The organism is Gleimia europaea ACS-120-V-Col10b (assembly GCF_000411155.1).
Classification (GTDB): Bacteria; Actinomycetota; Actinomycetes; order Actinomycetales; family Actinomycetaceae; genus Gleimia; species Gleimia europaea_B.
This window is the reverse complement of the sequence record NZ_KE150266.1, coordinates 222,129-235,060: the sequence shown is the minus strand read 5'-3', so window position 1 is coordinate 235,060 and position 12,932 is coordinate 222,129. Positions and strand designations below refer to the sequence as shown.

Annotated in this window: 13 protein-coding genes and 1 riboswitch; of the genes, 1 reads left to right on the top strand and 12 read right to left on the bottom strand. The window is 57.5% G+C overall.

Translation table 11 applies throughout. The features are described from left to right. The first annotated feature begins 27 nt into the window (after nucleotides 1-27). Nucleotides 28-1,170: a DUF3866 family protein gene (locus HMPREF9238_RS01085; RefSeq protein ID WP_016443588.1), complete on the top strand. Its 1,143-nt coding sequence runs from the start codon at nucleotides 28-30 to the stop codon at nucleotides 1,168-1,170. On the opposite strand, the gene hisG is transcribed toward HMPREF9238_RS01085, so the two are convergent. The 12 genes from hisG to rpoZ all read right to left on the bottom strand — a co-directional run bounded on the left by hisG (nucleotide 1,165) and on the right by rpoZ (nucleotide 12,903). Next, nucleotides 1,165-2,010, bottom strand: a complete 846-nt coding sequence (gene hisG, locus HMPREF9238_RS01080; protein ID WP_016443587.1) for an ATP phosphoribosyltransferase — start codon at nucleotides 2,008-2,010, stop codon at nucleotides 1,165-1,167. The genes HMPREF9238_RS01085 and hisG overlap by 6 nt on opposite strands. After that, nucleotides 2,010-2,273, bottom strand: coding sequence for a phosphoribosyl-ATP diphosphatase (locus HMPREF9238_RS01075; RefSeq protein WP_016443586.1), 264 nt, complete (start codon nucleotides 2,271-2,273; stop codon nucleotides 2,010-2,012). The genes hisG and HMPREF9238_RS01075 overlap by 1 nt, the downstream gene beginning before the upstream one ends. Before the next feature lie 66 nt (nucleotides 2,274-2,339). Further along, the gene (locus tag HMPREF9238_RS01070; RefSeq protein WP_016443585.1) at nucleotides 2,340-3,368 is read right to left on the bottom strand and encodes an ABC transporter substrate-binding protein; all 1,029 of its coding nucleotides are present in this window, start codon (nucleotides 3,366-3,368) and stop codon (nucleotides 2,340-2,342) included. Nucleotides 3,369-3,386: 18 nt separating this feature from the next. Then, a complete protein-coding gene (locus tag HMPREF9238_RS01065) occupies nucleotides 3,387-4,115 on the bottom strand; it encodes an ABC transporter permease (RefSeq protein ID WP_016443584.1) in 729 nt (242 codons plus the stop codon). A 118-nt stretch (nucleotides 4,116-4,233) separates the two neighbouring features. After that, nucleotides 4,234-4,352: riboswitch (FMN riboswitch) on the bottom strand. Between the two features lie 47 nt (nucleotides 4,353-4,399). After that, nucleotides 4,400-5,068: a ribulose-phosphate 3-epimerase gene (gene rpe, locus HMPREF9238_RS01060; RefSeq protein WP_016443583.1), complete on the bottom strand. Its 669-nt coding sequence runs from the start codon at nucleotides 5,066-5,068 to the stop codon at nucleotides 4,400-4,402. Nucleotides 5,069-5,073: 5 nt separating this feature from the next. Further along, complete coding sequence (locus HMPREF9238_RS01055; protein ID WP_016443582.1) at nucleotides 5,074-6,507, bottom strand: transcription antitermination factor NusB; 1,434 nt, start codon at nucleotides 6,505-6,507, stop codon at nucleotides 5,074-5,076. Beyond that, a complete protein-coding gene (gene fmt, locus HMPREF9238_RS01050) occupies nucleotides 6,507-7,445 on the bottom strand; it encodes a methionyl-tRNA formyltransferase (RefSeq protein ID WP_016443581.1) in 939 nt (312 codons plus the stop codon). The genes HMPREF9238_RS01055 and fmt overlap by 1 nt, the downstream gene beginning before the upstream one ends. A 40-nt stretch (nucleotides 7,446-7,485) precedes the next feature. Then, nucleotides 7,486-8,103: an HAD family hydrolase gene (locus HMPREF9238_RS01045; RefSeq protein ID WP_016443580.1), complete on the bottom strand. Its 618-nt coding sequence runs from the start codon at nucleotides 8,101-8,103 to the stop codon at nucleotides 7,486-7,488. 8 nt (nucleotides 8,104-8,111) lie between these two features. Next, on the bottom strand, nucleotides 8,112-10,091 hold the full coding sequence (locus HMPREF9238_RS01040) for a primosomal protein N' family DNA-binding protein (RefSeq protein WP_016443579.1): 1,980 nt from the start codon (nucleotides 10,089-10,091) through the stop codon (nucleotides 8,112-8,114). Nucleotides 10,092-10,183: 92 nt separating this feature from the next. Continuing rightward, nucleotides 10,184-11,371 carry a methionine adenosyltransferase gene (metK, locus tag HMPREF9238_RS01035; RefSeq protein WP_016443578.1) on the bottom strand — a complete coding sequence of 396 codons (1,188 nt, stop codon included), beginning with the start codon at nucleotides 11,369-11,371 and terminating at the stop codon, nucleotides 10,184-10,186. A gap of 7 nt (nucleotides 11,372-11,378) precedes the next feature. Next, complete coding sequence (gene coaBC / locus HMPREF9238_RS01030; RefSeq protein WP_016443577.1) at nucleotides 11,379-12,629, bottom strand: bifunctional phosphopantothenoylcysteine decarboxylase/phosphopantothenate--cysteine ligase CoaBC; 1,251 nt, start codon at nucleotides 12,627-12,629, stop codon at nucleotides 11,379-11,381. Between the two features lie 4 nt (nucleotides 12,630-12,633). Then, complete coding sequence (rpoZ, locus tag HMPREF9238_RS01025; protein ID WP_016443576.1) at nucleotides 12,634-12,903, bottom strand: DNA-directed RNA polymerase subunit omega; 270 nt, start codon at nucleotides 12,901-12,903, stop codon at nucleotides 12,634-12,636. Nucleotides 12,904-12,932 lie beyond the last annotated feature (29 nt).

The following is a 12,932-nucleotide window of genomic DNA, read 5'->3' as shown; positions in this document are numbered from 1 at the left end:
TCTCACCCTAACGGCTATGCTAAGCGTGTGTTGCAACGAAATGCCAAGGTCTTAAAACTCGCGCGATCCTGGGGCCGCGCAGCCGAACTGGAAGCGCAAATCACAGCTGCACCTGTGGGGGCAGAATGTTTTCTGCCCGGTGAGCCCATTCGCGCAGTAGCGCTGTTCGATCTAGTTGGGAAAGTCGCGGTGGGCGATGAGATTCGCGTTGACTGTTCCGCGCTTGCAAAGAATCTGGGTACGGGCGGATACGCCACTGTTTTAGCTGGTTCGCGCCTGCCCACTGATTCCCTTCCGGCGGCGGGCCACATCGTGAAGGCACGCTACATGCCCCACCAGCACGTGGTGCAAGGTGTTGAGGAGCCGGACTCACTGCATCATCAGGTGATGGCTGAGGTTACCTCACTGGGCGGCGTTCCCGTGCTGGTAGCTGACCTACACTCTGCAGTCCCAGCCGTAGTTGCCGGTATTCGCAACCAACATCGCCGCGCACGTATTGCGTACGTGTGGGACGACACGGCCGCGCTTCCCCTCGCCTTTTCTATGATCATCGCGCAAATGCGCGCTTGCGGCGACCTTGACTGCACTATCACGAGCGGGCAAAGCTTTGGCGGAGACCTGGAAGCTGCCTCTATGCCATCCGCTCTTCTGGCTGCCCGTCACGTGGCTAAGGCCGACTACATAGTGGTGGCCCAAGGCCCAGGAAACCTGGGAACCGCGACCCCCTGGGGTTTTTCTGGCACTGCCACCGCCCAGGCCCTCCACGTGGCCCACGCCCTTGGCGGAAATCCCATTCCCGTAGTGCGTGCCTCCCAGGCAGACCCGCGCCCCAAGCACCTGGGGATTTCCCACCACACGCTGTCCGTGCTGAACCAACTCGTACTTATTCAACTGGACGTACCCATCGTCGATAACAGGTCTCTGAACCTATCCGAGGCCGCTTATACCGCGCTCGAGGACGGAACCCGAGCGCTCGCAAAGCGCCACAGCGTGCACCGGATAGATAGCAAGGGCGCCCTCGCCTGCCTCGAAAACACTTCCGTTGTTCTGCGGACGATGGGTCGAGGAGTAGACGAGGACGCCCTCGCATTTGCGGCTGCTAGCGCCGCCGGAATTTACGCAGCGAGTCTGCGTCGCGATTGCGCTGACTCGACCGGAAACGCCCTATAGGCGCGAGGCCGACAGTTCTGTCACCAGGATGCCGCGGGCACCCACATCGTAAAGTTCATCCATCACGCGGTTAATGTCGCCGCGCGGAACCACCACGCGAACAGCCAGCCAGCTCGAATCAGCTAACGGCGAGATAGTGGGTGATTCAAAGCCTGGCGCCACCCCAACCGCTGCCGCCATGTCACGCTCGTGCACGTTGTAATCAACCAACACGTTGGCGTGCGCGCGCATCACCCCATCGAGACGGCGCTGTAGCACCTTCACCTGCGGGTCATCGCGGTATTCCTCACGGCCAATCAAGATCGCCTCAGACTGTAGCAGTACTGGACCAAACACTTCCAACCCCGCCGCGCGCAACGTTGAGCCGGTCTCTACAACATCGGCAATCACGTCCGCAACACCGAGCTGAATGGAGGATTCCACGGCTCCATCCAGGTGGACAACCTCGGCATTAACGCCTTCTTTTTCAAGGAATTGCTCCACCAGATAGTCGTAGGAGGATGCCACGCGTTTACCCTCAATGTCGCTGAGCTTGCTCATTTTGCCTGCGGGAGCCGCGAAGCGGAACTTCGATTTAGCAAAACCAAGCTGTTGGAACTCAACGGCTGGCGCAGCTGAGTCAAGCAGGAGATCACGGCCCGTAATGCCCACCTGGATGGTTCCTTTACCTACGTAAACCGCGATGTCGCGCGGGCGCAGAAGGAACAGCTCAACATCGTTAAGGTTGTCAACGAGCACCAGCTCTCTACCACGACGATTCACCTTGTATCCGGACTCGCGCAGCATCTGCACTGCTGCTTCGTGTAACGAGCCCTTATTAGGAACAGCGATTCTCAGCATTAGAGCTTCCTGTAAATATCTTCTAGGGAAATACCTTTTTTCACCATCATGACCTGGGTGTGGTAGAGCAACTGCGAGATCTCCAGCGCAGCGTCATCATCAGACTCGTACTCACAAGCCATCCACACCTCAGCAGCTTCTTCGACGATTTTCTTGCCGATCGCGTGGATCCCCGCGTCCAGCTCTGCGACCGTTCCCGAGCCTTCCGGCCTGGTCGCCGCCTTGGTTGATAGTTCGTTAAATAGTTCCGCAAATGTTTTCATGGAATCGATGATAACGAAAAGTGGGCGCGGAACGAGTCCGCGCCCACCTATAGAACACTGCCCTAACTACTTAACGAAGTCGTTAGTTACCGTTTCATCAAGCTTAATATCATCCGCGAGCAGGCCGTCTTGCGTGGCCAAGAAGTCAAGCATCGCCGCCCAGGTATCCAGATCCTGACGCATCGTCACTTCCCCGTCCTTTTCGAACAGCTTGTTCGTGGCAAGTAGCGTTGCCTTTGCCGCATCCGTTGCCCCGGGCGCCGACAGATTCGGGTCATATCCCTGCGTCACTTCCACAGCTTTGTCAGGATCATCCACACACAGCTGCTTGGCCTGGCGCAAGCCTTCCAGGACCGCCTTAACCAGCTCGGGGTTTTGGCTCGCAAACTTCGAGGTCGTAACTACGTTAGCTCCGATCAGTGGTAGTTCCCCGGCGGGTGACATTTCAAGTTCGCGCACGCCCACGTTCGCCAGCTCAAACTGGACCGTGTCATTGTTGGTGAAACCCACAACCGCGTCAACCTCTCCCGCCTGGAGGGCAGCAAGCTGAGTGAACCCAATCGAGGTTAGTTCGATGTCGTTAACACTCATGTTGTGAGCAGCAAGGGCAGACAGTAGGCCGTACCAGTTAGAGCCGAACTCGCCGGGCAGGCCAACCTTATGCCCGCGCAGGTCCGCAAAAGTCTTAATGTCGGAGTCTTCTTTGACGATCACCACAACCGGGTACTTGGCGTAATACTGCCCCACGGATACCAGATCCATGCCCTGTGATCGGGCAATAGCCATCTCGTCGCCGGTTGCAACCACCATTTGCTCTTCCCCGGCAAATAGCGCGGTGAACAAACCCTCGTCAGAGCCGTGGTGGCGGATCTTCACATCGGCGCCTTCACTGGCAAAAAAGCCTTCTTCAACACCCACGTAAGCGGGCGCGAACTGGACGTTCGGAATATAAGTAAGGCCCAACGTAACTTGGTTGGCGGTATTTTCGCTACCACCCGTTGGATCCTGTGCCTCTTGTCCGGCCGGTGACGAACATCCGCCAAGGACTAGAGCGCCAAGTGCCAACGTTGGTAGTGCAAGCCGCTTCAAAAACATTATTTTCCCTCTCTGATACTAGCGACGAGATGTGTTAACGAGCTTAGATTTGCGCTCCACCGTGTAAATCAGGGAGTAGACAGTCATTGCCATCACGCACAGCAAGGAAATAGTCACGAACATGCCGCTAGTATCCAAACTGTTGCGTTGTATGGTGAGGACAGTTCCCAGTCCAGCCCCTCCCATAACCATCTCTCCTACCACAGCGCCGGTCACTGACAGTGTGAAGCCGTTGCGCAGGCCGGCCAAGATGGAAGGCAATGCGAGGGGGATTTCCATGTGCAGTAGCAACGTAAGCCCAGATGCTCCGTCCAGCCGCGCCGCCTCCATGACATCTACGTCTAGGTGGCGAAGTCCAACTGTGGTCGAGACCAAAATGGGAAAGAAAACCATGAGTGTACATAGTGCAACTATGGCGCTCGTGCCGTAACCGACCCAAAGGACGAGTAGTGGGGCGAGAGCAATCGCCGGGATCGCCTGCGTCGCGCCGAGGAAAGGTTCAACCGCAGCGGAAAATACCTTGGACTTGTAGATCAGGTAAGCCATGGGAAGTGCAATAACTGCACCGCAAAGCGAACCCAGTGCGGCCTCTTTCAACGTCACCCAAAGCGCCTGCCATAAGGCGGTGCTAGACAACGATGAGACGAGGCGGGTTGCGAACTCAGCGGGGCTGGGAAGCATCCAGCTTTCAACACCCTCTTGGACGGTGATCAACCACCAGCACAAGAGCAAGAAGAGCCCGAACATGAAGGGGGCTCCAAATGTGAGCACTGCTGGGCGCTTGTAGGCTCGCCGGGTCGACACGCTATCTTGTCCGTTCCTCGATTAACTCGTCCGGGCAGACAAGGCACAAGCCAGCTCAAAAAGCGAGCTCCTCCCATCCGGACTTTTACCGTCGGTGCTGGAGTTTCACCAGCTCAACCGCCGTAGCGGCTCGCGGACTTTAACCGCCGGCTCGGAATTACACCGACCCCGGAGCACATTCCAATGTTACATGGCAAGCACAGAAAAAACTTGCCCAGCACATTTTCTCAGTGCGCGTGCATCGCCTCGGACGCAATGCGGCGAAGTTGCTCGACCTCTTGGTATGCATCTTCTGCACGGAATACTGCAGAACCTGCGACGAATACGTCTGCTCCGGCCTCAGCTGCTATCTGGATGGTCTCGCGGTTCACGCCGCCATCAACCTGGATGGCGATCTCTGCACCAGCCTGCTTCGCAGCTTCACGAACCCTACCGATTTTCTTCATCTGCGAGTGCAGGAACGGCTGCCCACCAAAACCGGGTTCTACGGTCATGACCAGAATCATGTCGAACGCCGGTAGCAGATCGACGTAGTCGTGAATGTCCGTGGTTGGCTTCAAGCCCAGCCCAACCTTGGCGCCCTGCTTGTGGATTTCATTTGCGAGGCGTAGCGGTGCTTTCGCAGCTTCGGCGTGAAAGGTTACCGAAGCGGCGCCCGCCTCGGCGTATGCGGGCGCCCACTGGTCTGGGCCTTCGATCATCAGGTGACAGTCCACCGGCATGATATCTTTGGCAACCACGGCCTCCACAACGGGTAGGCCCCACGTCAGGTTGGGCACGAAGTGGTTGTCCATGATGTCCACGTGCGCGAAGTCGGCGTTGCGAATCTTGTGCAGTTCCCCGGCAAGATCTGCAATGTCACAGTTAAGGATCGAGGGGCTAATGGTTGGTTTCATTTTTCTCACCTAATTCTCTTGATTAGGGCCAGGAACATGGCGTCCGTGCCATGCACGTGCGGCCAAAGCTGCACGACGTCTCCCTTGCCCATTTTCACGGGGGTTAGTTCAATTTCGGTCATTGAAATCTCGGCAATTGCCCCGGCCGACGAGAGGAACTCAATATCTTCGCGGCCCTTGATGCGCTGCATCTGATCGATGGTCTCTTGCTTGTGGGGCGAGCAAGTGATGTAGGCAAGCACGCCACCTACGTTCAACGCGTCCAGGCCAGAGTCGATCAGTTCAGCCTGAAGCTTTACAAGATCGGCAACGTCGGTAATGTTCTTTCGCCAACGTGATTCTGCACGGCGGCGAAGGGCTCCAAGGCCCGTGCATGGAGCATCAAGGATTATGCGGTCAAACTTTTCGCCGCCAAGATCTCGCCCGTCGCCCACTTGCACGGTGATTCCGCTGAGCTGGCGAGTGGTGGCCTCAACTAGCTTCGCACGGTGTTCTGACACTTCGTTAGCAACCAGGTGTGCTCCCCTCGCATCGGCCATTGCGCCAAGCAGTCCCGCCTTGCCACCCGGGCCACCGCACATGTCCAGCCAGCGCACGTCGTAGTTTTCCACCTCGGTTTCAGCAAAAGCCGTAGCCACGAGTTGCGAGCCCTCATCCTGCACTGCTGCGCGCCCATCGCGGATCTCCGGCAGTCGGCCCGGGTCTCCTCCCCCAATCATTACCGCCCATTCGGAGTAGTCACCAGGACGAGCGCTGGTTTTCAGGAAATACTCGACGTCCTCGGCCACATCGATCGGCAAGATCAGGCCGGGGCGGGCGCATAGCGTGACGGACGGGTTCACGTTGTTCACGGCGAGCAGATCCTCAAGTTCGCGCGGGTCGCGTCCATGTGCCTGTAGTGCGGTGGCGAGAGCCCGAATTATCCACTGCGGGTGGGAGTAGATAATAGAAAGACGCTCCGTATCATTGTCAATGCGTTGCATTCGCTTCTCCCACTCGGCGGCGGAATGCTCGGCCACGGAGCGAGCCACACCGTTTACAAACTTCTCGCTTCCTCGTTCAGCCACCTGTTTTGCAAGTTCCACCGCCTGCGCAACCGAAGCATGGTCAGGCACGCGCATGTGCAGAATTTGGTGGGCGGTCATCCGCAAAATGACACGCACCTGCGGATCTACATCGCTGATCTTGCGGTTCATACATTGGCTTAACACCCAGTCAATGCGATCGCGGTATCGTAGCGTGCCGTAAACCAACTCGGTTGTCATGCCCGCGTCGCGCGGTAAGAGCCGTGCCTTGGTGAGCATGGGAGGCAGCACCAGGTTTGCGTACGCTCCCTCCGTCTCGATTTTTAACAGGGCTTCGTAGGCCACGCGGCGGGAGTCTTCCACGCCGCGCGCCCGAAATCCGCGCGGAGGCCTGTTTTCGTGGTGTTTTTCCATCAGTTCTCCTTGCCCGTCAAGATCGCTCCTGTTTCTAGTCGAGAGCCTCTTGCCCAGTCAGCCGCCGCCATGTGTGATTTCCCTGCCGGCGCAACGGTAACGAGTTCTAGCCACGCGTCGCCGGCGGACACGAATGCGGCGTTCTTTTCGATGCGAAGTTCACCTGGTTTTCCGCCTTTCTGCCCCGTCAGTCTGGTGGCGAGAACTTTGAGACGCTTCCCGTCAGGGAGCACGGCGTACGCACCGGGAGCGGGGGCGAATGCGCGCGCCTGGTTGTGCACCTGCTGCGCGGTTTGGGTGAAATCAATTGGGAGGTCTTCCCGAGTTATTCGGTGAGCGTAGGTTTGCCCGTTTGAGTTTTGCACGCGGGGGTTCGCAACACCCATTTCGATAGCATCAACTACGTCTACAACGTCTTTAGCTCCAATCTGGGCAAGTTCGGTAAGCAGGTCGCCGCCGCTAACATCCGGGGCAATCGCTACCGGCCGCGTGGAATACACCGGACCGGTGTCCAGGCCTTCTTCCAGTTGGAACACGTCAACGGCTGTAGCCGTGTCACCAGCTTCAATAGCTCGTTGGACGGGCGCAGCTCCGCGCCAGCGTGGGAGCGCAGAAAAGTGCAGGTTTATCCAACCGTGCTCCAGGCCCTCCAAAGCGGTTTTCGGGATGATGGCTCCGTATGCCACAACCACGCCAAGTTGGGCTCCAGTTTGCTGTACTTGCAGCAAAACCTGTGGATCTTTAAACGAGTTCGCTTCGATAACTATCAGGCCTCGCTCACTCGCCCAGGCGGCCACTTGCGACGGGTAGAGCGTGCGCCCGCGCCCGCGCCGGGCAGGAGAACGCGTTAGAACCCCCACGATTTCATGATCGGACTCAGCGAGGGCAGCCAGCGTTGGGATTGCAACTTCTGGAGTACCAGCAAATAGGATCTTCACTCTAATAGTCTATCTTGATTGGCCTGTGAATCTGGCGCCGCTACACACGCAGCAAGCTGGCGGGGATCAGACGACGCAAAGCAAGTTCTGTTCGTAGCTGAGCGGCATTTTCAAATCTGATTGCATCGATGCCAAGCTGGCTTGCCGCGCTACAGTTAGCAACGGCGTCGTCAATAAAAATAAGGTCGCCAGGTTTAGCCCCAAGCTTTTCCAGCAGAAGCTGGAAAATCAGTGGAACAGGTTTTGCTACTCCCACCACACCAGAGACGATGCGCGGGCCTAAACATTCGATGATCGGCATGGATTCAAGAGCGTATTGAAAGGTCTCGGCAGACCAGTTTGAAAGCACTGCGGTCTCCACGTTGCGCGCGTGCAGGTCCGCGATAATCTCGCGTACCCTCGGCACTGGGCCGGTCAGAGATTTGCGGAAGTTTTGGACATAGCGCGAAAAAATCTCCACATCGGCGGGGTGATGGCGCTGATACCACCGCCTAACTTCGGCAATTCTGGCGCCACCATCTAGCGCATGGTTTGCCGCCCAAAAGCCTGTTCGCAACGTGAATGCGTCCCACTCCTGTCTGGTTAAATATCCTTCGAGGGGCAGGTAGGGGTCCCATTTAATCACCACTTGACCGAGGTCGAAAACAACGGTTTTCACTCCGCCTCCTAAAGTAGCCCGGCAGGATTGACGCGCACGCTTACCGCCCCTTTTCGGCTCATGCTACGCGCAACCTGGGTGGCTTTAACCGATTCGATAAAAGCCCCGGCCGCATCCCAGGGACACCGATAAATCGCTCGACTTTGATCGTTCCCGTAGGTTTTTTGCAGGTCGCGCCCTTCCCGAGCAGCTACACCCACCAGCTCACACCGGCGCGGCACACTCACTTCTTCAATAAATGAAGCAACGTTCCTTCTATCTCCATCGATCGCCACCATGCAAACCGCAGGGAAGAAACTCAAAAGCTCCCGCTCATCCAGCAGGTGCATGGCGAATCCCAGAGGGTCACGACGCACGAGGGCGCCGCGAACCATCTGGTCGCGAACACCCACCACTATCATCTTCCCATCCGGCCTCGCCAACGAATGAATGTTCATCCACCTACGCATCGCTTCCGCCGGGGCCCACAGTTCGGGGCGCCCCAAGATAGCCCAAGCATCTAGGGCAACCACTGCGGCATAGCCGCCAGGCGTTACCGGCTCCATGCCCGGTGTGGCGATAACTATTCCGCTCGGCTTCGTAAACTCGGTAACGGGTGTATCCGCACTCGACATTTCAATAATTATGCCTGGAAAAGCGCGTCCAAATTCCTCCGCCGTGCGCGCAGACCCTACCCGCGCTGAGCGCCAACTCTGACTGCCACATTTCCCGCACCGCCAGTTCACCTGCGGACGGTTGCACCACATGCACGACAGCCCTCCGCTGGCAAACGCACGTAGCGGCCCATGGCAGGCGCCACAACGCGCACTTTGGTCACACCGGCTACACGCGATGACAGACACGTAACCACTGGTGGGCACGTGTACGAGCACTGGCCCGACGTCCAGGCAGGTGCGGATAAAGCTTTGCACTGAGGGCGGAATACGGGAGTGTCCCGCCGGGCCTTCCCGTTCCATATCGAACTCGTCGGGCACCTGGATGATCGCCGTCTTCGCGCGGGTAACCTCTCGGTCGGCAACCAATGGAGCCGCCCAGCCCGAGCGAATCAACTGTGCTTCGGGGACACAGATCGAGGCTCCCGCACTCAGCAAAGCGCAGCCTTGCAGGTGCGCTCTGCGCATCGCGATTTCCAGCGCCGATAGGTAGGGTGCCTGCTGATCGGCCAGCCGATCATCTCCGGCGTCCCACACACTAATCAATCCCAGGTTTGGCACCGGCGCATAAACCGTTGACCGCGTGCCGATCACCACGTCAGCCTCACCGGCCCTAATCCCCAGATAGGAGCGGTACTTCTTGTACTGAGAATCCGCGGCCCGCAGACAGACCACCTTCCAGTTGGTCTGGGTAAAAACAGCCTCCATCGCGTCTACGTCCCGAGCCGTAGGAACCACAACGAGAGTGCGCCGCCCCGACCGCGCGGTTGCCTCCACCAGATCTAACAGCGGATGCTGGGCCTTTCGAACGGGGAACACTCCCGGTAGCGTCAGCCACACGGCGCGCGGTGATTCGCCCCTACTGATGCGCTCAAGAAATGCGGGACCACCCGCATAATAATTCCATGAGGAAGAAAACTCGCCTCCCGTTGCTTGGCTCACCCCGGCGATTTCTTTATTCCAAGTAGAAAGAAATGCTTTTTCCGCGCCCGCGTGCCGACTTGGCACCATGGCAGTAAGTACTTTGGAAACTGTGGTGGCGTTGCGTTTAGCGAGGTCTTGTGCGAGGCCAATCATTGGCTTATCGACGAGAGGTATAGCTGATACGACGCGCTCTATCGGCGCGAGTTTGCCTTTGAATTCAGAGTCTTCACCCACCTCAAGCACAAACCCGTTTATTCGCCGCCCTGCGAGTTTTACCCGGACCAGAGAGCCCACCTGCACCGGTTGCCCACTTGCCTCGTAGTCGAACAATCTATCCAAGTGAGGCACCGCAGTATCAACGAGCACGCGGGCTACTCGTTTTTCTCGCAGTGCTTCAGGCTGGTTCGACATGGCTTAATCGTATCTTGCACCACGGACATTTATTTTGCTCAAAGTGTTAGAACCCCCATTGCTGGGGGTTCTAACACTTGTCGAAAACCTGGTTAGCCTAGAACGGACAGGAGTTCATCCACTTTCGATGTGTCCTCCCAAGTCACGCCTTCGCGCCCAAAGTGCCCGTACGCCGCTACGGCTTGAAAGCCCGGCTGATTGAGTTTTAGCGCCTCAATGAGCGCTGCTGGACGCAGGTCAAATACCTGTTCCACCGCGCTTTGTAGCTTCGCGTCAGACACTGAGCCACTACCGAATGTATCGATGTGCAATCCAACTGGTTCCGCACGACCAATCGCGTAGGAAACCTGCACCTCGCAACGGCGAGCAAGGCCAGCTGCCACCACGTTTTTCGCAATCCAACGCGTTGCGTACGCCGCAGATCTATCCACCTTGGACGCATCCTTGCCAGAGAACGCGCCGCCTCCGTGGCGGGCAAAACCACCGTAGGTGTCCACGATGAGTTTGCGTCCGGTAACGCCCGTATCTCCGGCGGGGCCACCAACCACAAATCGACCAGACGGGTTGATCAGTAGCTGCACATCGGAAGTATCGAAACGCTCCTGGATCTGGCCGAGTACCGGGTCTATTACGAGGCGTTTCACGCCCTCGCGGATCTCGCCCAGTGACAATGCATCTTCGTGTTGGGTGGAGACAACGATAGTTTCGAGGCTGACGGGGCGCTCATTTTCCATGCGAACCGTCACCTGGGTTTTGCCGTCCGGACGTAGCCCCGGCATTTCGGTGCGGCGCACGTGTTCGAGGCGGCTAGCGAGCTGGTGCGCTGTGTAGATAGGCACGGGCATTAGCGCCAACGTGTCGTCACACGCGTAGCCAAACATGAGGCCCTGGTCGCCCGCGCCCTGCAAGGAAAGCTGGTCAGCAGAAGCTTCTTCTCGAGCTTCCATTGAACGTTCCACGGACTGCGCGATGTCGGGAGACTGGTGATCGAGGATGTTCATCACCTGCAGGGTGCGCGAGTCAAATCCCACCCCTTCATGCGTGTAGCCAATCTGTGCAATCGTGCTGCGCACAATCTGCTCGATGTCCAAATCTGCGGTGGTTGAAAGTTCTCCCGCCACAATCACCCGGTTGGTGGTGGCCATAACCTCAACCGCCGATCGGGTTTTCGGATCCTGCGCCAAAGCAGCATCCAAGATGCCGTCTGCAATCTGATCGCAAACCTTATCCGGGTGTCCGCTTGTGACGGACTCAGAAGAAAATAGTGGAGCGGCTTTCATTTTTACCTCAGTTTTTCTTAACTAGCTGCACGGCAACGAGATCTACTAGTGCTCGAGCCACTTGAAGCTTAGTTCCAGCCACGGACAAAACTTTTGTCCCCGCACCATCCACCACACTCACGCGGTTGGTGTCAGTTCCAAATCCTTGATCTTTGCCCACCTGGTTGATTGCGATGTAGCGGGCTCCTTTGCGGCGGGCCTTGGCCTTACCAAACTCCAAAACCTGTGCTTCATCGCCAGTTTCTGCGGCGAAACCAAAGCATAGTAGATGCGGATATCGGCTTGCAGTTTCCCTTAAAATGTCGGGGTTTCTAACCAGTTGCAAAGCCCAGCCGTCCGCGTTTTCGCTGCTCTTCTTCACTTTTTGATCCCAGTCTTGCGCAGGGCGGAAGTCAGCAACTGCGGCAACAAAGAAGCCGAGATCAAACTCACCGGCAACGCTTTGGACGGTCTCGTACATGTCGATAGCAGAGGGAGTGTTTATCACAGTAACGCCGCTAGGTAGTATGCCAGGGTCGATGTTCGCCGCAAACACGGTAACGTCAGCGCCGCGTTCAGTGAGAGCTTGGGCAATAGCAGCGCCTTGCTTGCCACTGGAGTGGTTGCCGATGAATCGCACGGGGTCGATGGGCTCACGGGTGCCTCCTGCAGTGACAAACGCTCGCACGCCCGTCAAGTCTTTTTTACCGCCAAAGCTACTTTGCGCAAGTACAGCTTCGCAAAACTCGCAAATTGCTTCAGGTTCGGGCATGCGGCCCGCTCCCGTGTCTCCCGACGAGAGGTCTCCCACTTCGGGATCTAGTACGTGCATGCCGCGGTCCTTGAGGACACCGATGTTGTCCTGCGTTGCGGGATTTTCCCACATTGCGGTGTGCATAGCCGGGACGACCACAACCGGGCAAGTTGCGGCCAGCACCGTGGTGGTCAGCAAGTCGCTGGCAATACCGGCGCGAATCTTTGCAATCAGATCAGCAGTTGCCGGCGCGATAACGATCAGATCCGCGTCGCGGGCGGCCTCCACATGATCCACTCCGGTATCACCGTCAAAAACATCAGTATGAGCGGGGCCACCCGAAAGCGCCTGCCATGTGGTTTGGCCCACAAAGTTCAAGCTGGCTTGTGTGGGAATGACTCGCACAGTATCGCCCGCCTTCGTAAATTGGCGGACGACGCCCGTCACCTTATACGCAGCAATGCCGGCCCCCACCCCAACAATGATTCGCCGGGGCGGCGTGCCGGCATTTTCAAGTACTGTCAATCTGTTACTCGGCGTCCGGAGCTTCTTCCATAATCAGTAGGCCCTCGTTAATCTCACGAAGTGCGGTGCTTAGCGGCTTGTCATCAGCCTCAACCGGCACAACCGGGCCCACAAACTGAACCATGTTCGACTCGAGCTGCAGATTGTAAGAGTTAATCTGCCTTGCGCGGCGGGCAGCAAACACAACTAGCGCGTACTTCGAATCGACCTTCTCCATCAGATCGTCGATCGGTGGGTACGTAATACCTTCAGGATGGGCAACGATTCCCGTCATGAATCCTCCTAGCTTCGTAACTTAACAAT